The following is a 21,892-nucleotide window of genomic DNA, read 5'->3' on the forward strand; positions in this document are numbered from 1 at the left end:
GGCGCTGTCTTCAGCTTATGCAATAAGGGGTTTGCTCGTGACAACAATAGTAAGTGTGCGCCGCAACGGCCATGTAGTGATCGGTGGCGACGGCCAGGCCACCCTGGGCAACACCGTAATGAAAGGCAACGTGAAAAAAGTCCGCCGTCTGTATAACGATAAAGTTATCGCGGGCTTCGCAGGCGGCACCGCCGACGCCTTTACCCTCTTTGAACTCTTTGAACGCAAACTGGAAATGCACCAGGGCCATCTGGTGAAAGCCGCCGTGGAACTGGCGAAAGACTGGCGTACCGACCGTATGCTGCGTCGCCTTGAAGCCCTGCTGGCGGTAGCCGACGAAAACGCCTCGCTGATTATTACCGGCAACGGCGACGTCGTGCAGCCGGAAAACGATCTGATTGCCATTGGTTCCGGCGGGCCTTACGCGCAGGCTGCGGCACGCGCGCTGCTGGAAAACACCGAGCTTGGCGCTCGTGACATCGTCGAGAAGTCGCTGGGGATTGCGGGCGATATCTGCATCTACACTAACCACTTCCTCACCATCGAAGAATTGAACTCCAAAGCGTAAGGACCCTACATGTCTGAAATGACCCCACGCGAGATTGTCAGCGAACTCGACAAACACATTATCGGTCAGGACGCGGCGAAGCGTTCTGTCGCTATCGCCCTGCGTAACCGCTGGCGCCGTATGCAGCTTAACGAAGAACTGCGTCATGAAGTGACCCCGAAAAACATCCTGATGATCGGCCCGACCGGCGTCGGTAAAACCGAAATCGCCCGTCGTCTGGCGAAGCTCGCCAACGCGCCGTTTATCAAAGTAGAAGCGACAAAATTCACCGAAGTGGGCTATGTCGGTAAAGAAGTGGATTCCATCATCCGCGATCTGACCGATTCCGCCATTAAAATGGTGCGCATGCAGTCGATCGAGAAGAACCGCTACCGCGCCGAAGAGATGGCAGAAGAGCGCATTCTCGACGCGCTGATCCCGCCGGCCAAAAACAACTGGGGCCAGCCGGAACAGCAGCAGGAGCCGTCCGCGGCGCGTCAGGCGTTCCGCAAAAAACTGCGCGAAGGCGAACTCGACGACAAAGAGATTGAAATCAATCTCGCTGCCGCGCCAATGGGTGTTGAAATCATGGCGCCTCCGGGCATGGAAGAGATGACCAGCCAGTTGCAGTCGATGTTCCAGAACCTGGGCGGCCAGAAGCAAAAACCGCGCAAGCTGAAAATTAAAGATGCGATGAAACTGCTGGTGGAAGAAGAAGCCGCCAAGCTGGTGAACCCGGAAGAGCTGAAAGAACAGGCTATCGAAGCCGTTGAGCAGCACGGCATCGTGTTTATCGACGAGATTGATAAAATCTGTAAGCGCGGCGGCAACGTTTCCGGCCCGGATGTCTCTCGTGAAGGCGTACAACGCGACCTGCTGCCGCTGGTGGAAGGCTGCACCGTCTCCACCAAACACGGCATGGTGAAAACCGACCACATCCTGTTTATCGCCTCCGGCGCGTTCCAGGTGGCGAGCCCGTCCGATCTTATCCCGGAGCTTCAGGGTCGTCTGCCGATCCGCGTTGAGCTGCAGGCGCTGACCGCCGACGATTTCGAGCGCATCCTGACCGAGCCAAACGCCTCTGTCACCGTCCAGTACAAAGCGCTGATGGAAACCGAAGGCGTGCACATCGAATTCACCGACGACGGCATCAAACGTATCGCCCAGGCGGCATGGCAGGTGAACGAAACCACCGAAAACATCGGCGCGCGCCGTCTGCACACGGTGCTGGAGCGTCTGATGGAAGATATCTCCTATGACGCGAGCGATCTGGGCGGCCAGACCATCACTATCGACGCGGATTATGTGAGCAAGCACCTGGATGCGCTGGTCGCAGATGAAGATCTGAGCCGTTTTATCTTATAATCGCGCTCAACGCATTTTCATCACTTTTGATGAGGGCTTTTGCCCTGTCCGAGGTGAAGTGCGGTAAGGCGGTAAGTCTGCTCCCGGCGTTCATGCGCCGGGATGATAAGGCGACGCCAGCCATCCGCAGCTTCATCAGGCAGGCAGGCCCTCATTTTTTATTGGCTCAGATCCCTTTATGAATACATCGACACACACGGTAAGCCGTACCCAGGCCTGGCTTGAAAGCCTGCGTCCGCGCACGCTGCCGCTGGCTTTTTCCGCCATTCTCGTCGGCAGCGCGCTCGCCGGATGGCAGGGCTATTTCGATCCCGTGATTACGCTGCTGGCGCTGCTGACCGCCGGGCTGCTGCAAATTCTGTCTAATCTTGCCAACGATTATGGCGACGCCGTCAAAGGCAGTGACCAACCGGACCGCCTCGGCCCGCTGCGCGGCATGCAAAAAGGGGCGATCACCGCGCCGCAAATGAAGCGCGCCATCCAGCTCACCGTGGCGCTGATTTGTGTCTCCGGGCTGGCGCTGGTCTATGTCGCCTGTCGCAGCATGGCGGATGTGCTCGGGTTCCTGGCGCTCGGCGCGCTCTCGATCCTCGCCGCCATTACCTACACCGTCGGCACGCGCCCGTACGGTTATATGGGCCTTGGCGATATCTCTGTGCTGGTCTTCTTCGGCTGGCTGAGCGTGCTCGGCAGCTGGTATCTCCAGGCGCATATGCTGATTGCGCCGGTCTGGCTGCCCGCGACCGCCTGCGGATTGCTGGCGGCAGCGGTGCTCAATATCAATAATCTGCGTGATATCGACAGCGACCGACGCAACGGCAAGAACACGCTGGCGGTGCGCCTCGGCCCCGTCGCCGCACGCCGTTACCACGTGGGGCTGTTAGTCGGCGCGCTGGGCTGTCTCGCGGCGTTTAATCTGCTGTGGCTGCATAGTCTCTGGGGCTGGCTGTTTCTGCTCGCCACGCCGTTGCTGGCGCGCCAGGCGCGTTTCGTGCTGCGCGAAACCGAGCCTGCGGCGATGCGCCCGATGCTCGAACGTACCGTCAAAGCGGCGCTGCTGGTTAATCTGCTGTTTATCATCGGGCTTATCGTCAGCCAGCCTCTGCGTTAACTGACCCGCATCAATTAACAATTGATGATTTTGCCAACAGCGCGCGTTAAGCGATATACTGACAACTCTTGCAGCAACTGAACGTTAAACCTATGAAATACGATACTTCTGAGCTTTGTGACATCTACCAGGAAGAGGTCAACGTTGTGGAGCCTCTGTTCTCCAACTTCGGCGGTCGCTCTTCTTTTGGCGGGCAAATCATCACGGTGAAATGTTTCGAGGACAACGGGTTGCTGTATGAGCTGCTCGAAGAAAATGGCCGCGGACGCGTTTTACTGGTCGATGGCGGCGGTTCGGTACGCCGCGCCCTGATTGATGCGGAACTGGCGCGCCTTGCGGTGCAGAATGAGTGGGAAGGTATTGTCGTCTACGGCGCGGTGCGTCAGGTGGACGATCTGGCGGAGCTGGATGTCGGCATCCAGGCGCTGGCGGCGATCCCGGTGGGCGCGGCAGGTGAAGCCATTGGCGAAAGCGACGTGCGCGTCAATTTCGGCGGCGTGACCTTCTTCTCCGGCGACCATCTCTACGCCGACAATACCGGTATTATCCTTTCTGAAGATCCGCTGGATATCGAGTAACAAAAACGGGCGCCCTGAGCGCCCGTTCTTTTTTGGTTCAATGTGCGTTAATCACACTTCTTCCATTTTCCCCAGCAGCGCCTGCAGGCGTTCCTGCCAGACATGCTGCTGTTCGCGCAGCTGGTGGTTTTCGTGCTCCAGCGCTTCGCGGCTGCCATGGGCGTTCTGAACTTCCTGAGCAAGTTGATTATTCTTGTCTTTCAGCTCTTCGATTTCCATCTGCAGCAGGGTGATGGTATCAACAGCCTGCTGTACTTTGGCTTCCAGTTTCTCAAACACTTCAAATGACATCGTCCTACCTCTCCTGAATTGCAAGGCGTTGATGGATAACTATCCTCGTCCCGGTGCCCGGCGACGCCTTAAATTAATCTGTGCGCACAACACTCGTCCCGATTGTATGAAGCCCTTGTGCCCCTGTCCAGCGACAACCCGCACGGATTGCGGTTTGCGCGCTTTTTCAGTCTAAACCGAGTGTATTCGCTTCACACTGCGGTAAATTGTTAACATATGCGTTAATGAAATGATTCAGCTCTCACTTCCCTCTGTCCGAAAAACACGCTTCCGAGCGCGAAAACGCTCATTTTCTTGACGTGACACACACATTTTGATTTCGATATTTCTCGTTTTTGTTCGTTAACGATAAGTTAACACCATGTCTACATGACATCGTGGTCGTCTTCGACACCATGCTTACAATAATCATCAATTAGCCTTCAGGACCCGATTATGAGTCAAACATCAACCTTAAAAGGCGAGTGCATCGCCGAATTCCTCGGTACCGGGTTGTTGATTTTCTTCGGTGTGGGCTGCGTGGCGGCGCTGAAAGTGGCAGGAGCCAGTTTCGGACAGTGGGAAATCAGCATCATCTGGGGTCTGGGCGTGGCGATGGCCATCTACCTGACCGCAGGCGTTTCCGGCGCGCATCTTAACCCGGCGGTAACCATCGCGTTGTGGCTGTTTGCCTGTTTCGACGGGCGCAAAGTCGTTCCTTTTATTATTTCTCAGTTTGCCGGCGCCTTTTGCGCAGCGGCGTTAGTTTACGGGCTTTACTACAATCTTTTCCTCGATTACGAACAGACTCACCACATGGTTCGCGGCAGCGTCGAAAGTCTCGATCTGGCCGGGATTTTCTCTACCTATCCAAACCCGCACATCAACCTGATTCAGGCGTTTGCGGTTGAAATGATCATTACCGCCATTCTGATGGGCGTTATCCTGGCGCTGACCGACGACGGCAACGGCATCCCGCGCGGCCCGCTGGCGCCGCTGCTGATTGGCCTGCTGATTGCGGTTATCGGCGCGTCAATGGGCCCGCTGACCGGCTTCGCCATGAACCCGGCGCGCGATTTAGGACCGAAGGCGTTCGCGTGGCTTGCAGGCTGGGGTAACGTGGCCTTTACCGGCGGGCGTGATATTCCTTACTTCCTGGTGCCGGCCCTGGGCCCGGTCGTCGGCGCGGCGCTTGGCGCGTTTGGCTACCGCAAACTGATTGGCCGCCATTTACCGTGCGATACCTGTGAGCCAGAAGCGGATAAACCTTCTGCCGCCAGCGCACAACAGAAAGCTTCGCTGTAACCGATTTACGGGATAAAAATGATGACTCCAGAAAAAAAATATATCGTTGCGCTCGACCAGGGCACTACCAGCTCCCGCGCCGTCGTGCTGGATCATGACGCCAACATCGTCAGCGTCTCCCAGCGTGAATTTGAACAAATCTACCCGCGTCCAGGCTGGGTAGAGCATGACCCGATGGAAATCTGGGCCTCCCAGAGTTCCACGCTGGTGGAAGCCCTCGCGAAAGCGGATATCAGTTCGGATCAGATTGCCGCAATCGGCATCACTAACCAGCGCGAAACCGCGGTGGTCTGGGAGCGTGAAACCGGCAAACCGATCCATAACGCGATTGTCTGGCAGTGCCGCCGCACCTCGGAGATTTGCGAGAAGCTGAAGCGCGACGGCATGGAAGATTATGTGCGTCAGTCGACCGGCCTCGTGATTGACCCGTATTTCTCCGGCACCAAGGTGAAGTGGATCCTCGACCACGTCGAGGGCGCCCGCGAGCGCGCTAAGCGCGGCGAACTGCTGTTCGGCACCGTCGATACCTGGCTTATCTGGAAAATGACCCAGGGCCGCGTGCATGTCACCGACTACACCAACGCCTCGCGCACCATGCTGTTCAACATCCACGAGCTTGACTGGGATGACAGAATGCTGGAAGCGCTGGATATTCCGCGCGCCATGCTGCCGCAGGTCCGTAAGTCATCTGAAGTGTACGGCCAGACCAACATCGGCGGTAAAGGCGGCACCCGTATTCCTATCGCCGGTATCGCGGGGGACCAGCAGGCGGCGCTGTTTGGCCAGCTCTGCGTGAAAGAAGGGATGGCGAAAAACACCTACGGCACCGGCTGCTTTATGCTGATGAACACCGGCGAAAAAGCGGTGGCCTCGACCCACGGCCTGCTGACCACCATCGCCTGCGGCCCGCGCGGTGAAGTGAACTATGCGCTGGAAGGCGCGGTGTTTATGGCGGGCGCGTCGATTCAGTGGCTGCGCGACGAGATGAAGCTCATCAGCGACGCGTTTGACTCCGAATATTTCGCGACCAAAGTGAAAGATACCAACGGCGTTTATGTAGTACCGGCGTTTACCGGCCTCGGCGCGCCCTACTGGGACCCGTACGCTCGTGGCGCGATTTTCGGCCTTACCCGCGGCGTGAACTCTAACCACATTATTCGCGCGACGCTGGAATCCATCGCCTACCAGACCCGCGACGTGCTGGAAGCGATGCAGGCGGATTCCGGCATTCGTCTGCACGCGCTGCGCGTGGACGGCGGCGCCGTGGCGAACAACTTCCTGATGCAGTTCCAGTCCGACATTCTGGGCACCCGCGTGGAGCGCCCGGAAGTGCGTGAAGTCACCGCGCTGGGCGCAGCCTATCTGGCTGGTCTTGCGGTCGGCTACTGGCAGAACCTGGATGAACTCCAGGAAAAAGCAGTGATTGAGCGTGAATTCCGCCCGGGTATTGAAACCACCGAGCGTAACTACCGCTACGAAGGCTGGCGCAAAGCGGTGAAACGCGCCATGGCCTGGGAAGAGCACGACAAAGAGTAAGCGTTAACCTCATTGGTCTCCCCCTTTTCTCCCGCCTTCGGGCGGGAGACTTTTCCCGCTTTTTTCATTCGTCCCCCGCAATTAGTGTATCCTTTGCAGCAATACCCCCTTTTCTGATGGTTTGTGTGAATGAAAGAGATCGAAAAAGCTGAAATTAAACGCCTGAGCGACCGCCTTGATGCCGTACGTCACCAGCAGGCCGCCGTTTCCCTGACGGAAGCCGCCGACAAATACGCGGAGCTGGAGCAGGAAATCGCCACGCTGGAAGCGGAAATCGCGCGCCTGAAAGATGTGCGCACCGACAAGCTCAGCAAAGAAGCGCAGAAGCTGATGGCCATGCCGTTTAAACGCCCCATCACTAAAAAAGAGCAGGCCGATATGGGCAAGCTGAAAAAAAGCGTGCGTGGGCTGGTGGTCGTTCACCCGATGACCGAGCTTGGCCGTGAAATGGGCCTCAAAGAGATGACCGGCTTTGCGAAAAGCGAGTTTTAAGCGTGGCGGGCCGCCGTCTGGCGGCCGTGTTAACTGAAAGAAAGCTTTAATTTAACGCCGCACGCCTGCGCATACCGTTGAAGCGTGTCGGCGCTGGCGCATAGCGCGTGATCTTCCAGGCGGGTGATTTCTGGCGGTGAGTTGCCCATTCTTTCGGCAACGTCGTCTTTTGTCAGTCCCGCCTGAGTACGCATCGCGAAAGCAAAAAACGTGCGTGCGATATCTTTAGCGCCAACCCGCAGTTCGTACAAGCCCCCACTTAACACGCGGGTGTCCGGATAACGCAGCCGGAAACTTTCTCGTTCAAGCTTTTCCAGCCCTCTCAACACTTCGCCTGCATAGCGGGATCAAGCACGTACAGTTCTCCCACGGCGCCTGGATGAAAAATTAATTCAAACATGACGCGCTTCCCTGCACAGAATTACTCTCCAGCATCACTCTCTGTCATACCTTCCGGGCTTCCTGCCCATGAAATCGGAAATGATTTTACTGCTGTAAACGAAAGCGAAACGTTTTATGTGCGGTTATTGCGAGACGCCTTCCACGATTTCTCGTTTCGAAGAGGGAGTGGCGCTGACTCGCCAGACACCGCCTGAATTGGCCCTACCAATTCCCTCGCAAACTTACCGCCCACTCACAAAACCCCAAAAAAGCGTAACCAGTGTGTTGCCGACGCCTAACAAATGGTTAACCTTTTGTTGTCATTCACCCTACAACAACACATTGGTTGGGCCACTTTTACAAATCCGCGCTAACAGAAGCACAGACTTCCGGCACGAATGAAGGCCCGCAGGAGATTCGCTATGCACCTCTGGCAGCAGAATTACGACCCGGCAGGGAATATCTGGCTCTCAAGCCTGATTGCCGCTTTGCCGATCCTGTTTTTCTTTTTCGCGCTGATTAAGCTCAAGCTGAAAGGCTATCTGGCGGCGACCATTACCGTCGTCATCGCGTTGCTGGTGGCGCTCTTTTTCTACAAGATGCCGGCGGAACGCGCATTCGCGTCCGTGATTTACGGCTTCTTCTACGGCCTGTGGCCGATAGCGTGGATTATCATCGCCGCGGTGTTCGTCTATAAAATTTCGGTGAAAACCGGGCAGTTCGACATCATCCGCTCGTCTATTCTCTCCATCACGCCGGACCAGCGCCTGCAAATGCTGATCGTCGGTTTCTCGTTCGGGGCGTTTCTGGAAGGGGCCGCGGGTTTTGGCGCGCCGGTGGCGATCACCGCCGCATTGCTGGTAGGACTTGGCTTTAACCCGCTGTACGCCGCTGGGCTGTGCCTGATTGTCAACACCGCGCCGGTGGCGTTTGGCGCGATGGGCATCCCGATTCTGGTGGCAGGCCAGGTGACCGGGCTCGACAGCTTCCAGATTGGTCAGATGGTGGGCCGTCAATTGCCGTTCCTGACGATTATCGTGCTGTTCTGGATCATGGCGATTATGGACGGCTGGCGCGGCATCAAAGAGACCTGGCCCGCGGTGCTGGTCGCCGGTGGCTCGTTTGCCATCGCCCAGTATTTGAGCTCGAACTTTATCGGGCCGGAGCTGCCGGACATTATCTCTTCACTGGTATCGCTGATCTGCCTGACGCTGTTTCTCAAACGCTGGCAGCCGGTGCGTATTTTCCGCTTCGGCGATATGGGCGCCTCGGTGGTCGATCAGACGCTGGCGCGCAAGAACTATACCGCAGGCCAGGTGGTGCGCGCCTGGTCGCCGTTCCTGTTCCTGACCGCCACGGTCACGCTCTGGAGCATTCCGCCGTTTAAAGCGCTGTTCGCCAAAGGCGGCCCGCTGTCAGATCTGGTGTTTAACTTCTCCGTGCCGTTCCTGGATGGCCTCGTGGCCCGTATGCCGCCGGTTGTCGCAAAGGCCACCTCCTACGCGGCGGTCTACAAATTCGACTGGCTCTCCGCCACCGGCACCGCGATTTTCGTGGCGGCTGTCATTTCGATTATCTGGCTGCGCATGAAGCCGAAAGCCGCCGTGGAAACCTTCGGTCAGACGATGAAAGAGCTGGCGCTGCCGATTTACTCTATCGGCATGGTGCTGGCGTTCGCGTTTATCTCTAACTACTCCGGGCTCTCCTCGACGCTGGCGCTCGCGCTGGCGCACACCGGCAGCGCGTTTCCGTTCTTCTCGCCGTTCCTCGGCTGGCTTGGCGTGTTCCTGACCGGTTCGGATACCTCGTCGAACGCGCTGTTCGCGGCGCTCCAGGCCACGGCGGCGCAGCAGACCGGCGTCTCGGATATTCTGATGGTGGCGGCGAACACCACCGGCGGCGTGACCGGCAAGATGATTTCGCCGCAGTCTATCGCTATCGCCTGCGCGGCGGTGGGGCTGGTGGGCAAAGAGTCGGATCTCTTCCGCTTTACCGTGAAACACAGCCTGGCGTTCACCTGCATGGTGGGGCTCATCACGCTGCTTCAGGCTTACTACTTTACCTGGATGATCCCATGACATTAATGACCCGGCGACTGGCCGACCATCTGGTGGAGCGCATTCGTGCGCTCATCGCCGAGCGCGGGCTGGAAGCCGGAATGCGCCTGCCTTCGGAGCGACAGCTGGCGCAGGAGCTTGGCGTCTCGCGCAATTCACTGCGCGAAGCGTTGCAGATTTTGATTCGCGACGGACTGCTGATAAGCCGTCGCGGCGGCGGCACCTTTGTGCGCTATCAACTGGAGCCGTGGTCGGAACAGCGCATCGTCCAGCCCATCCGCAACCTGATGGCGGACGATCCGGGTTATCGCTACGACATTTTAGAAGCCCGCCACGCCATTGAGGCCAGCACCGCGTGGTATGCGGCGCTGCGCGCCACCGCGCAGGATAAAGAAAAGCTGCGCTACTGCTTCGACGCGATGTTGCAGTTTACCGAACGCGACGACCCGGATCTCGCCTCGCAGGCCGACGTGCGCTTTCACCTGGCGATTGCCGAGGCGTCGCACAACGTGGTGCTGCTCCAGACCATGCGCGGCTTTTTCGATCTGCTGCAGTCGTCCGTGATGGAGAGCCGTCAGCGGATGTATCAGCAGCAGCCGATTTTCGCGCAGCTCACCGGCCAGCACCGCGAGATGCTGGAGGCGATAGAAACCGGCGATGCCGAACGGGCGCGCAACGCGACGCTGCGCCACCTCGGCTTTGTCCACTCCACGATTAAACAGCTTGATGAAGATGTCGCCCGCCAGGCGCGTGTCACCCGCCTGCCCGACGACCTAATGAAACCGTCCAGGGAGAATGATGAATGATTATTTCCGCAGCCAGCGACTATCGCGCAGCGGCGCAGCGTATCCTGCCGCCGTTTCTGTTTCACTACATCGACGGCGGCGCATACGCGGAATATACCCTTAAGCGCAACGTGGACGATCTCTCACAGGTGGCGCTGCGCCAGCGCGTGCTGAAAAATATGTCGGACTTAAGTCTTGAGACGACGCTGTTTAACGAAACGCTCTCGATGCCGGTCGCGCTCGGCCCGGTCGGGCTGTGCGGCATGTACGCGCGACGCGGCGAAGTTCAGGCGGCGCGTGCGGCGGCGGCGAAAGGCATTCCCTTTACGCTCTCGACGGTGTCTGTCTGCCCGATTGAAGAGGTCGCGCCCGCTATCAATCGCCCGATGTGGTTCCAGCTGTATGTACTGCGCGACCGCGGTTTTATGCGTAATGCGCTGGAGCGCGCCAAAGCGGCGGGCTGTTCGACGCTCGTGTTTACCGTTGATATGCCAACGCCTGGCGCGCGCTACCGCGATGCCCACTCGGGCATGAGCGGCGCCAACGCCGCCATGCGCCGCTACTGGCAGGCGGTGACGCACCCGCAGTGGGCGTGGGACGTGGGTCTGCATGGCCGCCCGCACGATCTCGGCAATATTTCCGCCTATCTCGGCAAGCCGACCGGGCTTGAGGATTACATCGGCTGGCTGGCGAACAACTTCGACCCATCCATCTCCTGGAAGGACCTGGAATGGATCCGCGAATTCTGGGATGGCCCGATGGTTATCAAGGGGATCCTCGACCCGGAAGACGCCCGCGACGCGGTGCGCTTCGGCGCCGACGGGATTGTGGTATCCAACCATGGCGGCCGCCAGCTTGACGGCGTGCTCTCGTCGGCCCGCGCGCTGCCCGCCATCGCCGATGCCGTGAAAGGCGATATCACAATCCTGGCTGACAGCGGCATCCGTAACGGGCTGGATGTGGTGCGCATGATAGCGCTCGGCGCCGATAGCGTGTTGCTGGGCCGCGCGTATCTTTACGCGCTCGCGACCCACGGCGAGCAGGGCGTGGCGAATCTGCTGAATTTGATTGAGAAGGAGATGCGGGTGGCGATGACGCTGACCGGCGCGAAGTCGATTAAGGAGATCACCCGCGAATCGCTGGTGCCGTCCCCGGAATTTACGTCGGTTTTAGCGGACCTGCCCGCCGCCAGCGCGAAACCTAAGCAGGATAACGCAGCGTAAATCGTGGGTGTTGTGACGATGGCGGGTTAATTGACGATGGCGGGTGCGGCTTCGCTTACCCGCCCTACAACGCATAGAGACAAGTTTTCCCGTAGGGTGGGTAAGCGAAGCGCACCCACCAGCAAGCACCGCCCCATTTCCTGTAGGGTGGGTAAGCGCAGCGCACCCACCAATTACATTCGGGTAACCGCGCGCACTACCCCCGGCCCCACAACCTGCGCGAAAAACCCTCGATCTTCCCGTTAAGACGCCGGTTTTGCAGCGTTTTCGCCCAACTGGCGGAAAGGCCGCCTGCGCTCAGCAGCCGGTGATACTGCTCGTCATCGAACGGCGTATGCCACGCGATGGCGGCGGCCTCGCGCACGGAAATGCCGCTCACTCGCGACACCAGCTCCAGCGGCGCGTCGCTGAACACCTTGCCCTCGCCTATCACCCGGTACAGCCAGCCGCAGCGCGCGGTATCCTGCATCCGGCCGGAAAGCTCGCTAATCCTAGAGTGAAAATTGACCTTAAAACACGGCGAACGCGGCTGGGTGATTTGGATAAGCGCCTCGCCCCAGCGAAAGATATCGCCGATAAACGCGTTTTCTTCGGTAAGCCCCAGCGTTGAGAGATTCTCGCCAAACGCGGGCGGCGCGAACCACTCCGCCTGTTCCGGGTATTCACGCGCCCAGACGGCGTAATGCTCGCGCGGATAATGGCACAGCGCGCGGTCCGCCCCGCCGTGAATTTTCTTCTCCGCCTGCTGATCGCCAACCAGCCCGCGGCTGGTGAGCGACAGTTCGCCTTCCACCTGCACTTTGCCGATGGCGCTGGGCCTGCTGCCTTCATAGTCGCGGATTTTGCCGAGATAAACCTGCACCGGGAAATACATACGCGCCTCCTTTTGCGGATATAAAAAAAGCGAGCCATCAGGCTCGCTTTTTACAGGTCAGGTTGCAACCTTATTTCTGAGAAGCGAAACGCGCTGCGGCTTCGTCCCAGTTAACCACGTTCCAGAACTCTTTGATGTAGTCCGGACGGCGGTTCTGGAATTTCAGGTAGTACGCATGCTCCCACACGTCCAGGCCCAGGATCGGGTAGCCGGAAGCGCCGGAAATAGCTTCGCCCATCAGCGGGGAATCCTGGTTTGCGGTGGACACGACAGCCAGTTTGTCGCCTTTCAGCACCAGCCACGCCCAGCCAGAGCCGAAACGGGTCGCTGCCGCTTTCTCGAACTCTTCTTTGAATTTCTCAACGGAGCCGAAATCGCGCTCGATAGCCGCTTTCAGATCGCCCTGCAGGGTGGTGCCTTTTTTCAGGCCTTTCCAGAACAGGCTGTGGTTCGCGTGGCCGCCCGCGTTGTTACGCAGAACGGTTTTCTTGTCAGCCGGAACCTGATCCAGTTTCGCGATCAGCTCTTCAACCGGCAGGTTCGCCAGCTCCGGCAGGCTTTCCAGCGCCGCGTTGGCGTTGTTGACGTAAGTCTGGTGGTGTTTGGTGTGATGGATTTCCATCGTCTGCTTGTCGAAATGCGGTTCAAGCGCGTCATAGGCGTACGGCAGGGATGGCAGTGTATAACTCATATTCATCATCTCCATTATTATCGGGCGGCAGAGGTGTTAACGCCGCGTAAGCAGTGGGTTCATTATAGTTAATTAAATGATATTGAAAATGTTTATCAATGCCGCAGTTTTTATATGGTTATAACTTAACGCAATAATGGCTGAAAATGGACACCTGGCGCTGATTTTTACACAGATTTCCATGTCTTAGGCATCGTCTGAATTCACCACAAAGTGTGATCCCCGTTCGGCTTACCCCCTGTTTTTTGCCATCCGCCTGCGCTTCGCGGCAGCGCCCCGAAGGTGAAAGATTGAGCGCCTCAATAGACTCGTTTCGGTTAGGGGGCGGCTTTCGCTCCCGTCTGGCCTTATGACGGAAACGAGGACGACAGCATGAGTAACGCAATAACCATGGGAATACTGTGGCATTTGATTGGCGCCGCGAGCGCCGCCTGCTTTTATGCGCCGTTTAAGAAGGTGCGGCACTGGTCCTGGGAAACCATGTGGTCAGTAGGCGGCGTGGTGTCGTGGCTGATTTTACCGTGGGTAGTCAGCGCTCTGCTGCTGCCCGATTTCTGGGCCTATTACCGCTCGTTCAGCGCCGCCACGCTGCTGCCGGTGTTTTTATTCGGCGCGATGTGGGGCATCGGCAACATTAACTACGGCCTGACCATGCGCTATCTCGGCATGTCGATGGGCATCGGCATCGCGATTGGCATTACGCTGATTGTCGGCACGCTAATGACGCCGATGCTGAACGGTAAATTCGGGCTGCTCATCGGCACACCCGGCGGGCGGATGACGCTGCTTGGCGTGTTCGTCGCCCTGATTGGCGTCGCCATCGTCACCCGCGCGGGCCAGTTGAAAGAGCGCCAGATGGGTATCAGGGCCGAAGAGTTTAACCTCAAGAAAGGGCTGGTGCTGGCGGTGATGTGCGGCGTGTTCTCGGCGGGCATGTCGTTTGCGATGGACGCCGCAAAACCGATGCATGAAGCCGCCGCGGCGCTGGGCGTCGACCCGCTGTATGTCGGCCTGCCGAGCTATGTCGTTATCATGGGCGGCGGCGCGCTCATCAACCTCGGCTTCTGTTTTATTCGCCTCGCGAAGGTGAAAACGCTGTCGCTGAAAGCCGATTTCTCGCTGGCGAAACCGCTGCTTATCAGCAACGTGCTGCTCTCGGCGCTGGGCGGGCTGATGTGGTATTTGCAGTTTTTCTTCTACGCCTGGGGACATGCGCGCATCCCGGCGCAGTATGACTACATCAGCTGGATGCTGCACATGAGCTTTTACGTGCTGTGCGGCGGGATCGTCGGGCTGGTGCTGCGCGAGTGGAAAGCCGCCGGGCGTCGCCCGGTCAGCGTGCTGAGCCTGGGCTGCGTGGTGATTATCGTGGCGGCGAATATCGTCGGGCTGGGCATGGCGGCGAACTAACCTGTCATTGCGCCCCACTGCTGACGCCACACCCGTGGCGTCACGCCCGTTTCACGGGTAAACACCACCGAGAAATAGTTACTGTCCTCAAAGCCGCAGCGCGCGGCGATATCGCTAATCAGCAACGAGGAGTGACGCAGCAGGTACTGCGCCTGGCAGATGCGCAGCTGGCGCAGATACTGGCTGATGCTCATGCCCGTCTGCTGGCGGAACAGCTGGCGCAGCGGGCGTTCGGCAATCTGGTAATGGCTGCAAAAGTGCTGCAAATCAAACGGCACTTCAAGGCTGTTGCCCAGCGCCGCCATCAGCAGATCCAGCGTTTCGCCCTCGCCCGGCCCCGTGCCGCCCGATGGCTGATAACGATGACGGCGCAGCGTAATCGCCAGTTGTAAAAAGAGGCTTTCGGCTAAACAGTGCGAGAGCGCGTCGTGCTTCGGGCTCTCATGCTCCAGCTGGTCGATGACCTGACGCGCCTGCACCATACCCTGGCTGCTGAGCCGCCAGCGCGGGTCGCCGTTCACACCGCGCGGGTTTTCCAGCAGATCGCGCCAGTTAACGTTCAGTTGCAGTCGTTCAGGACAATAGATGATGTTGTGCAGCACCAGATCGTTGACCGACTGATAACTGTGGCGGTCTTCGGCGCGGATATAAAAGAGATCGCCGCAGGTGATGCGATACGGGCGGTCATTCAGCACATGCAGCCCGTTGCCGCGCCACACCAGCACCAGTTCGCAGAACTCGTGGGTATGCTCGGCAAAGACATTCTGAGGGTAGCGATCCGCCACGACGACCGGCTGGGCAGGTGTCGCGAAGAAATCCGCTTTCCTGAGCATTAACTGAGAGGCCACAGCGTATCTCCGGGGCAAATAGCTGCAAAGTATCCCCTTTTTTGCCGCAGAAAACGGTGATTCCCTTCGCGTTACTGCATCTGTTCGTCGCGCCCCTGGCGAATGTCGCGCGGCGACCACGAAAATTCACGCCGGAACAGCGTGGAGAAATGGTTGCTGTCGCCAAAGCCGCACTGGTAGGCGATATCCGTAACGCTCTCTTCGCTATGGCGCAGCAGATAGCGCGCTTTCATGAGGCGCAGGCGGTTAAGGTAACGCTGCGGCGTCAGGCCGGTGCGCTGCTTAAGCTGCCGGTGTAACGTGCGCAACGACAGCATGTGTTTGTCGGCGAGCTGCTCCCAGCAGACCTCTTCCGCGTAGTGATCCTCAAGCCAGGCGATAAGCTGGTTCAGCCGCTCATCGGCATGGCCGCCACCCTGCATCTGACTGCCGCTTCGCAGCAAAATCAACAGCTGCATAAAGAGCATCTCCATGCTGGCGACGGCGTGTACGTCGCTGCATTCGCGCAGCGCTTCCAGCCTCTCCACCAGCGGGCTGGCCTGATGCAGCGTCTGCTGGCTGACGCGCCAGTGCGACGGATAGTGGCCGTCCTGCTCCTGCGGCAGGAGCTTTTCAAGCCCCGACAGGAAACTGAACGCCTGCGGAGAGCGATACAGCACATTGGTCAGACAGAGGTTCTCGGTGTGCTCATAGAGATGGCGATCGTGGTCGCGCACAAAACAGACGGAGCCGCCGCTGAGCGTATACGGCTGGCCATTAAACACATGCGTGCCGGTGCCGTGCTCGACGATAACAATCTCCCAGAAATCATGATGATGCTCAGGAAAGGCTGCCTGCGGCAGACGCGGTTCAATAGTGACCGACGCCGCGCCGGATGGGAAAAAATCAATGCCCTGTAGTACCGTCATCATCGCCCCCGCATTCTGTAAAACCTGTCTGATAGTAGATAACGGTTCTCACTCAGACCTTAAATTTTCGACGCCAAAACGCGCAAAGCCCGTCGGTTTTTTAAGAAACACCGTGAAATTTCTGGAAATGCGGCGCGGCTCACACCCCTGCCTGCCGGGCGGCCAGACGCCATTTTGTGAACTTCCTCACGTTCATCTTTGCTTCCTTGCCAGCGCGGTGAACACGCTGTCCGTGGAGTGAAGGTGCGCCGCCGTGCCGCTCCCTAGACTGGCGTCAGAGATTCCAACAGGACCCTAACCATGACTATTCGCCATAGCGTCGCGGTCGATCTGGGCGCCTCCAGCGGCCGCGTAATGCTGGCCCGCTACGACAGCCACGGACAGCGCCTGACGCTTGAAGAAATCCACCGTTTCGCCAACGGCCTGCGCCGCGTGGACGGCTTCGACACCTGGGATGTGGACGCGCTGGAGCGTGAAGTGCGCGCGGGCCTTGAAAAAGCCTGCGCGCGCGGCGTCGCTATCGACAGCATCGGCATCGACACCTGGGGCGTCGATTATGTGTTGCTGGACGCACGCGGCGAGCGCGTCGGCCTGCCGGTGTCGTACCGCGACAGCCGCACCGACGGCATCATGGCCCGCGCAGAGCAACAGGTGGGCCGCGAGGCGATTTACCGCCGCACCGGCATCCAGTTCCTGCCGTTCAATACCCTCTATCAGTTTCGCGCGCTGGTGGAACAGCAGCCGGAGCTGGTCGGGCGCGTGGCGCACGCGCTGCTCATCCCCGATTACCTCTGCTACCGGCTGACCGGCGCGCTGAACTGGGATTACACCAACGCGACCACCACGCAGCTTATCAACATCAACACCGATAACTGGGACGAGACGCTGCTCGACTGGGCGGGCGTGCCGCGCCACTGGCTCGGCGCGCCGACGCATCCGGGCAACGTCATCGGCCGCTGGCGCAGCGCGCAGGGCGTGGAGGTGCCGGTGGTATCCGTGGCGACCCACGACACCGCCAGCGCCGTGATCGCCGCGCCGCTGGCGACGCCGGACGCGGCCTGGCTCTCCTCCGGCACCTGGTCGCTGATGGGTTTTGAGAGCAAAACGCCGTACACCGACGACCGCGCGCTCGCGGCCAATATCACTAACGAAGGCGGCGCCGAAGGGCGATACCGGGTGCTGAAGAACATCATGGGCCTGTGGCTGTTGCAGCGCGTCTGCCAGGAGCAACAGATTAACGACCTGCCCACGCTTATCGACGAGGCGCGCGCGCTTGCGCCCTGCCGCTTTGTCGTGAACCCCAACGATGACCGTTTTATCAACCCCGAAAACATGAGCCGCGAAATTCAGGCCGCCTGCCTTGAGCGCGGCCAGCCTGCGCCGCAAAGCGCGGCAGAACTGGCGCGCTGCATCTTTGACAGCCTGGCGCTGCTTTACGCCCGCGTGCTGGAAGAGCTGACCGCCCTGCGCGGGCGTCCGTTTACGGTGCTGCATATCGTCGGCGGCGGCAGCCAGAACCCGCTGTTGAACCAGCTCTGCGCCGATGCCTGCGGCATCCCGGTACTGGCGGGCCCGGTGGAAGCCTCCACGCTCGGCAACATCGGCTGCCAGTTAATGGCGCTGGATGAGATTGCCGATGTCGACGCGTTTCGCAGCGTCGTGACCGCCAGCCAGACGCTGACCCCTTTTCACCCTCAGACTGACAGCGAGATAGCGCGCCAGGCGGCGCGGTTATCGCCGGGTCGTCAAACCAGGAAGGAGCTTTACGCATGACCACTCACATTCACCAGGCATGGGAACTGGCGAAGCAACGCTTCGCCGCCGTTGGCGTCGATGCCGAAGCCGCGCTGCGCCAGCTTGATCGCCTGCCGGTTTCCATGCACTGCTGGCAGGGCGACGATGTGGCCGGGTTTGAAAACCCGCAGGGGCAACTTACCGGCGGCATTCAGGCGACCGGCAACTATCCGGGCAAGGCGCGCAACGCCGAAGAGTTGCGCGCCGATCTCGACCAGGCGCTGCGCCTGATCCCCGGCCCCAAACGCCTCAACCTGCACGCCATCTATCTGGAATCCGACACGCCGGTCGCCCGCAATGAAATCAAACCGGCGCACTTCGCAAACTGGGTAACGTGGGCGCGCGAGCGCCAGCTGGGGCTCGATTTTAACCCGTCCTGCTTCTCGCACCCGCTGAGCGCCGACGGCTTTACGCTCTCGCACCCTAACCCGGAAATTCGCCAGTTCTGGATTGAACACTGTCAGGCAAGCCGCCGCGTGTCGGCGTCGTTCGGCGAACAGCTCGGCACGCCGTCGGTGATGAACATCTGGATCCCGGACGGCATGAAAGATACGCCGGTGGACCGTCTGGCGCCGCGACGCCGCCTGCTCGCCGCGCTGGATGACGTTATCCGCGAGAAACTCAACCCGGCGCACCATATCGACGCGGTAGAAAGCAAGTTGTTCGGCATTGGCGCTGAGAGTTACACCGTCGGCTCTAACGAGTTTTACCTGGGCTATGCCGCCAGTCGCCAGACCGCGCTGTGCCTCGACGCCGGGCATTTCCACCCGACCGAAGTTATCTCCGACAAAATCTCCGCCGCGATACTTTACGTGCCGCGTCTGCTGCTGCATGTGAGCCGTCCGGTGCGCTGGGACAGCGATCATGTCGTACTGCTGGATGATGAAACGCAGGCCATCGCCGGGGAGATCATTCGCCACGATCTGTTTGACCGCGTGCATATCGGCCTCGATTTCTTCGATGCCTCCATCAACCGCATCGCGGCGTGGGTGATTGGCACCCGCAACATGAAAAAAGCGCTGCTGCGCGCGCTGCTGGAACCGACCGCGCAACTGCGTCAGCTGGAGCTTGACGGCGATTACACCGCCCGTCTGGCGCTGCTCGAAGAGCAGAAATCGCTGCCGTGGCAGGCCGTCTGGGAAATGTACTGCGAGCGCCACGACACCCCGGCCAACGCGGCGTGGCTCTCCGCCGTCCGTCATTATGAACAACACGTTTTAAGCACGCGCTAAGGAGCACTCATGCAACGCATTCTTTCTTCCTGGTTTGTTCAGGGAATGGTTAAAGCCACCAGCGATATGTGGCTGAAAGGCTGGGACGAACGTAACGGCGGCAACGTGAGCCTGCGCCTTGACGCGGCCGACGTGGAGCCTTACCGCGACGAATTCTACCCAGCGCCGCGCAGCGTGGAGCTGAGCCAGCCGCGTACAGAGCTCGCGGGATGCTGGTTTCTCGTGACCGGTTCCGGGAAGTTTTTCCGCAACGTGCAGCTCGACCCGGCAGACACGCTGGTGCTGCTGCAAATCACCGATGACGGTATGGCGTACCACATTCACTGGGGGCTCGCCAATGGCGGCCTGCCGACGTCTGAGCTGGCGTCGCATTTTCAGTCGCACGCGGTGCGCAAAGCCGTCTCCGCCGACAAGGACCGGGTGATCATGCACTGCCACGCCACCAACCTGATTGCGCTGAGTTTCGTGCTGGAGCTCGATGAAGCGCGCTTTACGCGCCTGTTGTGGGAAGGCAGCACCGAGTGTCTGGTGGTATTCCCGGACGGCATCGGCATCGTGCCATGGATGGTGCCGGGTACCGACGGCATCGGCAGCGCCACATCGGAGCAGATGAAAACCCACACGCTGGTGCTGTGGCCGCATCACGGCATTTTCGGCACCGGGCCGACGCTTGATGAGGCGTTCGGGCTTATCGATACCGCCGAGAAATCGGCCGAGATCCTGGTCAAGGTGCTGTCGATGGGCGGCATGAAGCAGACCATAACGCGCGAGGAGTTGATCGCGCTCGGCGAGCGTTTTGGCGTAACGCCGCACGCGGGCGCGATCGCGCTTTAAACGGGCGCGCGCGTGGAGACAGACGGTGGGTGCGCTGCGCTTACCCACCCTACCCATCCTCAATGTAAGGCGGGTAAGCAACGCGCACCCGCCAGCGTGAATACAACCGTAGGGCGGGTAAGCAACGCGCACCCGCCATTACCGTAAAAGCAAGGAGAAGCTGCATGAGCTTTATGCTGGCACTACCCAAAATCAGCCTGCACGGCGCGGGCGCTATCGAAGACATGGTGAAGCTGGTAGCGAACAAAAACTGGGGCAAGGCGCTGATCGTCACCGACGGGCAACTGGTCAAACTCGGCCTGCTTGATAGCCTCTTTGCCGCGCTCGATGCGCAGGAAATGTCTTACGAACTTTTTGACGAGGTCTTCCCTAACCCCACCGAAGCGCTGGTACAGCGCGGCTTTACGGCCTGGCGCAACGCGCAGTGCGACTACCTGATCGCCTTCGGCGGCGGCAGCCCCATCGATACCGCCAAAGCGATTAAAATTCTTACCGCCAATCCGGGCGCGTCCACCGATTACGCGGGCGTAGGCCACGTCAAACACCCCGGCGCGCCGCTGGTGGCGATTAACACCACGGCCGGTACCGCGGCGGAGATGACCAGCAATGCGGTTATCACTAACGAAGCACGGCGGGTCAAAGAGGTGATTATTGACCCCAATCTGATCCCGGATATCGCCGTGGATGACGCGAGCGTGATGCTGGATATTCCGCCCACCATTACCGCCGCGACCGGCATGGACGCGCTGACCCACGCGGTCGAAGCGTTTGTCTCGGTGGGCGCGCATCCGCTGACCGACGCCAACGCGCTGGAGGCGATTCGCCTGATTAACCTGTGGCTGCCGAAAGCGGTGGAAGACGGGCGCCACCTGGAAGCGCGCGAGCAGATGGCGTGCGGTCAGTATCTGGCGGGCATGGCGTTTAACAGCGCGGGCTTAGGCCTGGTGCACGCGCTGGCGCATCAACCGGGCGCGACCCATAACCTGCCGCACGGGGTCTGCAACGCTATCCTGCTGCCGGTTATCGAAAATTTTAACCGCCCGCGCGCCGTGAAGCGGTTCGCCCGCGTGGCGCAGGCGATGGGCGTCGATACCCGCGACATGAGCGACGAACAGGCGAGCCATGAAGCTATCAATGCTATCCGCGCGCTGTCGGCCCGCGTCGGCATTCCTTCCGGTTTTAGCCAGCTTGGCGTGACGAAAGCGGATATCGAAGGCTGGCTGGATAAGGCGCTGGCTGACCCCTGCGCGCCGTGCAATCCGCGCGTCGCCTCGCGCGACGAGGTCCGCGAGCTCTATCTGGAGGCATTATGATCCGCAAAGCGTTTGTGATGCAGGTTAACCCCGACGCGCACGACGAATATCATCGCCGCCATTCGCCCATCTGGCCGGAGCTGGAGGCGGTGCTGAAACAGCACGGCGCGCACCATTACGCTATCTGGCTTGATGCGCAGCGCCACCTGTTGTTCGCCACGGTCGAGATAGAGAGCGAGGCGCGCTGGAACGCCGTGGCGCAAACCGAGGTGTGCCAGCGCTGGTGGAAGCATATGCGCGAGGTTATGCCGTCCAACCCGGATAACAGCCCGGTGAGTCAGGAGCTGAAAAGCGTGTTTTATCTGGAGTGAACGTGGGGTTGGATGAATGGCGGGTGC

22 protein-coding genes are annotated in these 21,892 nt (G+C 59.6%); 16 read left to right on the forward strand and 6 right to left on the reverse strand.

The genetic code is table 11. The annotated features are described in order from the left end of the window. Positions 1 to 37 precede the first annotated feature (37 nt). From hslV to rraA, 4 genes are all read left to right on the forward strand, one after another. Positions 38 to 568, forward strand: a complete 531-nt coding sequence (hslV, locus tag AB8W27_RS19950; protein WP_007704206.1) for an ATP-dependent protease subunit HslV — start codon at positions 38 to 40, stop codon at positions 566 to 568. Between the two features lie 9 nt (positions 569 to 577). Beyond that, a complete protein-coding gene (gene hslU, locus AB8W27_RS19955) occupies positions 578 to 1,912 on the forward strand; it encodes an HslU--HslV peptidase ATPase subunit (protein WP_012814845.1) in 1,335 nt (444 codons plus the stop codon). Between the two features lie 178 nt (positions 1,913 to 2,090). Beyond that, entirely contained in the window at positions 2,091 to 3,023 is a 933-nt protein-coding gene (menA, locus tag AB8W27_RS19960; protein WP_041923061.1) for a 1,4-dihydroxy-2-naphthoate polyprenyltransferase, read from the forward strand. A gap of 92 nt (positions 3,024 to 3,115) precedes the next feature. Beyond that, a complete protein-coding gene (gene rraA / locus AB8W27_RS19965; protein WP_012814843.1) occupies positions 3,116 to 3,601 on the forward strand; it encodes a ribonuclease E activity regulator RraA in 486 nt (161 codons plus the stop codon). A gap of 51 nt (positions 3,602 to 3,652) precedes the next feature. Here rraA and zapB read toward each other — a convergent pair whose 3' ends face one another. Next, the gene (gene zapB / locus AB8W27_RS19970) at positions 3,653 to 3,892 is read right to left on the reverse strand and encodes a septal ring assembly protein ZapB (RefSeq protein WP_007766190.1); all 240 of its coding nucleotides are present in this window, start codon (positions 3,890 to 3,892) and stop codon (positions 3,653 to 3,655) included. Between the two features lie 435 nt (positions 3,893 to 4,327). Here zapB and AB8W27_RS19975 point away from each other — a divergent pair, with 435 nt between their 5' ends. From AB8W27_RS19975 to AB8W27_RS19985, 3 genes are all read left to right on the forward strand, one after another. Further along, entirely contained in the window at positions 4,328 to 5,176 is an 849-nt protein-coding gene (locus AB8W27_RS19975) for an MIP/aquaporin family protein (protein WP_012814842.1), read from the forward strand. A gap of 18 nt (positions 5,177 to 5,194) precedes the next feature. Then, entirely contained in the window at positions 5,195 to 6,712 is a 1,518-nt protein-coding gene (glpK, locus tag AB8W27_RS19980) for a glycerol kinase GlpK (RefSeq protein WP_369832985.1), read from the forward strand. Between the two features lie 129 nt (positions 6,713 to 6,841). Beyond that, positions 6,842 to 7,204 carry a YibL family ribosome-associated protein gene (locus AB8W27_RS19985; protein ID WP_012814840.1) on the forward strand — a complete coding sequence of 121 codons (363 nt, stop codon included), beginning with the start codon at positions 6,842 to 6,844 and terminating at the stop codon, positions 7,202 to 7,204. Positions 7,205 to 7,233: 29 nt separating this feature from the next. Here AB8W27_RS19985 and AB8W27_RS19990 read toward each other — a convergent pair whose 3' ends face one another. Next, positions 7,234 to 7,533 (reverse strand): XRE family transcriptional regulator, encoded by a 300-nt coding sequence (locus AB8W27_RS19990; RefSeq protein ID WP_012814839.1) that lies wholly within the window; start codon positions 7,531 to 7,533, stop codon positions 7,234 to 7,236. A 474-nt stretch (positions 7,534 to 8,007) separates the two neighbouring features. Between AB8W27_RS19990 and lldP the strand changes: the two genes are divergently transcribed. The 3 genes from lldP to lldD are packed head-to-tail and all read left to right on the forward strand — an operon-like array spanning position 8,008 to position 11,650. Continuing rightward, positions 8,008 to 9,663, forward strand: a complete 1,656-nt coding sequence (gene lldP, locus AB8W27_RS19995; protein ID WP_012814838.1) for an L-lactate permease — start codon at positions 8,008 to 8,010, stop codon at positions 9,661 to 9,663. Further along, positions 9,660 to 10,448, forward strand: coding sequence for a transcriptional regulator LldR (gene lldR / locus AB8W27_RS20000; RefSeq protein WP_012814837.1), 789 nt, complete (start codon positions 9,660 to 9,662; stop codon positions 10,446 to 10,448). The genes lldP and lldR overlap by 4 nt, the downstream gene beginning before the upstream one ends. Next, a complete protein-coding gene (lldD, locus tag AB8W27_RS20005; protein WP_012814836.1) occupies positions 10,445 to 11,650 on the forward strand; it encodes an FMN-dependent L-lactate dehydrogenase LldD in 1,206 nt (401 codons plus the stop codon). Before lldR ends, lldD begins: the two co-directional genes overlap by 4 nt. Positions 11,651 to 11,846: 196 nt before the next feature. Here lldD and yiiM read toward each other — a convergent pair whose 3' ends face one another. Together yiiM and sodA are read right to left on the reverse strand one after the other, a co-directional pair. Further along, the gene (yiiM, locus tag AB8W27_RS20010; RefSeq protein ID WP_012814835.1) at positions 11,847 to 12,524 is read right to left on the reverse strand and encodes a 6-hydroxyaminopurine reductase; all 678 of its coding nucleotides are present in this window, start codon (positions 12,522 to 12,524) and stop codon (positions 11,847 to 11,849) included. A 70-nt stretch (positions 12,525 to 12,594) separates the two neighbouring features. Next, positions 12,595 to 13,215, reverse strand: coding sequence for a superoxide dismutase [Mn] (gene sodA, locus AB8W27_RS20015; protein WP_012814834.1), 621 nt, complete (start codon positions 13,213 to 13,215; stop codon positions 12,595 to 12,597). Between the two features lie 372 nt (positions 13,216 to 13,587). On the opposite strand from sodA, the gene rhaT reads away from it, so the two are divergent. Next, on the forward strand, positions 13,588 to 14,625 hold the full coding sequence (gene rhaT / locus AB8W27_RS20020) for an L-rhamnose/proton symporter RhaT (RefSeq protein WP_012814833.1): 1,038 nt from the start codon (positions 13,588 to 13,590) through the stop codon (positions 14,623 to 14,625). On the opposite strand, the gene rhaR is transcribed toward rhaT, so the two are convergent. Together rhaR and rhaS are read right to left on the reverse strand one after the other, a co-directional pair. Continuing rightward, positions 14,622 to 15,473, reverse strand: coding sequence for an HTH-type transcriptional activator RhaR (gene rhaR / locus AB8W27_RS20025; protein WP_041923060.1), 852 nt, complete (start codon positions 15,471 to 15,473; stop codon positions 14,622 to 14,624). The genes rhaT and rhaR overlap by 4 nt on opposite strands. Before the next feature lie 71 nt (positions 15,474 to 15,544). Beyond that, entirely contained in the window at positions 15,545 to 16,381 is an 837-nt protein-coding gene (gene rhaS / locus AB8W27_RS20030; RefSeq protein WP_041924093.1) for an HTH-type transcriptional activator RhaS, read from the reverse strand. A gap of 300 nt (positions 16,382 to 16,681) precedes the next feature. Here rhaS and rhaB point away from each other — a divergent pair, with 300 nt between their 5' ends. The 5 genes from rhaB to rhaM all read left to right on the forward strand — a co-directional run bounded on the left by rhaB (position 16,682) and on the right by rhaM (position 21,865). Further along, positions 16,682 to 18,154 (forward strand): rhamnulokinase, encoded by a 1,473-nt coding sequence (rhaB, locus tag AB8W27_RS20035; protein WP_012814830.1) that lies wholly within the window; start codon positions 16,682 to 16,684, stop codon positions 18,152 to 18,154. After that, complete coding sequence (locus AB8W27_RS20040; protein WP_012814829.1) at positions 18,151 to 19,407, forward strand: L-rhamnose isomerase; 1,257 nt, start codon at positions 18,151 to 18,153, stop codon at positions 19,405 to 19,407. Before rhaB ends, AB8W27_RS20040 begins: the two co-directional genes overlap by 4 nt. Before the next feature lie 9 nt (positions 19,408 to 19,416). Further along, entirely contained in the window at positions 19,417 to 20,241 is an 825-nt protein-coding gene (gene rhaD, locus AB8W27_RS20045) for a rhamnulose-1-phosphate aldolase (RefSeq protein WP_012814828.1), read from the forward strand. A 164-nt stretch (positions 20,242 to 20,405) separates the two neighbouring features. Continuing rightward, positions 20,406 to 21,554, forward strand: a complete 1,149-nt coding sequence (gene fucO, locus AB8W27_RS20050; protein ID WP_041923059.1) for a lactaldehyde reductase — start codon at positions 20,406 to 20,408, stop codon at positions 21,552 to 21,554. Then, a complete protein-coding gene (gene rhaM / locus AB8W27_RS20055; protein ID WP_012814826.1) occupies positions 21,551 to 21,865 on the forward strand; it encodes an L-rhamnose mutarotase in 315 nt (104 codons plus the stop codon). The genes fucO and rhaM overlap by 4 nt, the downstream gene beginning before the upstream one ends. Positions 21,866 to 21,892: the final 27 nt, after the last annotated feature.

The organism is Cronobacter turicensis, assembly GCF_041222865.1.
GTDB lineage: Bacteria > Pseudomonadota > Gammaproteobacteria > Enterobacterales > Enterobacteriaceae > Cronobacter > Cronobacter turicensis.

What these genes read in the sequence shown, in the direction of transcription:
- hslU (WP_012814845.1), top strand. Translation starts at nt 578, where the DNA reads ATGTCTGAAATGACCCCACGCGAGATTGTCAGCGAACTCGACAAACAC.
- menA (WP_041923061.1), top strand. Translation starts at nt 2,091, where the DNA reads ATGAATACATCGACACACACGGTAAGCCGTACCCAGGCCTGGCTTGAA.
- rraA (WP_012814843.1), top strand. Translation starts at nt 3,116, where the DNA reads ATGAAATACGATACTTCTGAGCTTTGTGACATCTACCAGGAAGAGGTC.
- zapB (WP_007766190.1), bottom strand. Translation starts at nt 3,892, where the DNA reads ATGTCATTTGAAGTGTTTGAGAAACTGGAAGCCAAAGTACAGCAGGCT.
- AB8W27_RS19975 (WP_012814842.1), top strand. Translation starts at nt 4,328, where the DNA reads ATGAGTCAAACATCAACCTTAAAAGGCGAGTGCATCGCCGAATTCCTC.
- glpK (WP_369832985.1), top strand. Translation starts at nt 5,195, where the DNA reads ATGATGACTCCAGAAAAAAAATATATCGTTGCGCTCGACCAGGGCACT.
- AB8W27_RS19985 (WP_012814840.1), top strand. Translation starts at nt 6,842, where the DNA reads ATGAAAGAGATCGAAAAAGCTGAAATTAAACGCCTGAGCGACCGCCTT.
- lldP (WP_012814838.1), top strand. Translation starts at nt 8,008, where the DNA reads ATGCACCTCTGGCAGCAGAATTACGACCCGGCAGGGAATATCTGGCTC.
- lldR (WP_012814837.1), top strand. Translation starts at nt 9,660, where the DNA reads ATGACATTAATGACCCGGCGACTGGCCGACCATCTGGTGGAGCGCATT.
- lldD (WP_012814836.1), top strand. Translation starts at nt 10,445, where the DNA reads ATGATTATTTCCGCAGCCAGCGACTATCGCGCAGCGGCGCAGCGTATC.
- yiiM (WP_012814835.1), bottom strand. Translation starts at nt 12,524, where the DNA reads ATGTATTTCCCGGTGCAGGTTTATCTCGGCAAAATCCGCGACTATGAA.
- sodA (WP_012814834.1), bottom strand. Translation starts at nt 13,215, where the DNA reads ATGAGTTATACACTGCCATCCCTGCCGTACGCCTATGACGCGCTTGAA.
- rhaT (WP_012814833.1), top strand. Translation starts at nt 13,588, where the DNA reads ATGAGTAACGCAATAACCATGGGAATACTGTGGCATTTGATTGGCGCC.
- rhaS (WP_041924093.1), bottom strand. Translation starts at nt 16,381, where the DNA reads ATGACGGTACTACAGGGCATTGATTTTTTCCCATCCGGCGCGGCGTCG.
- rhaB (WP_012814830.1), top strand. Translation starts at nt 16,682, where the DNA reads ATGACTATTCGCCATAGCGTCGCGGTCGATCTGGGCGCCTCCAGCGGC.
- AB8W27_RS20040 (WP_012814829.1), top strand. Translation starts at nt 18,151, where the DNA reads ATGACCACTCACATTCACCAGGCATGGGAACTGGCGAAGCAACGCTTC.
- rhaD (WP_012814828.1), top strand. Translation starts at nt 19,417, where the DNA reads ATGCAACGCATTCTTTCTTCCTGGTTTGTTCAGGGAATGGTTAAAGCC.
- fucO (WP_041923059.1), top strand. Translation starts at nt 20,406, where the DNA reads ATGAGCTTTATGCTGGCACTACCCAAAATCAGCCTGCACGGCGCGGGC.
- rhaM (WP_012814826.1), top strand. Translation starts at nt 21,551, where the DNA reads ATGATCCGCAAAGCGTTTGTGATGCAGGTTAACCCCGACGCGCACGAC.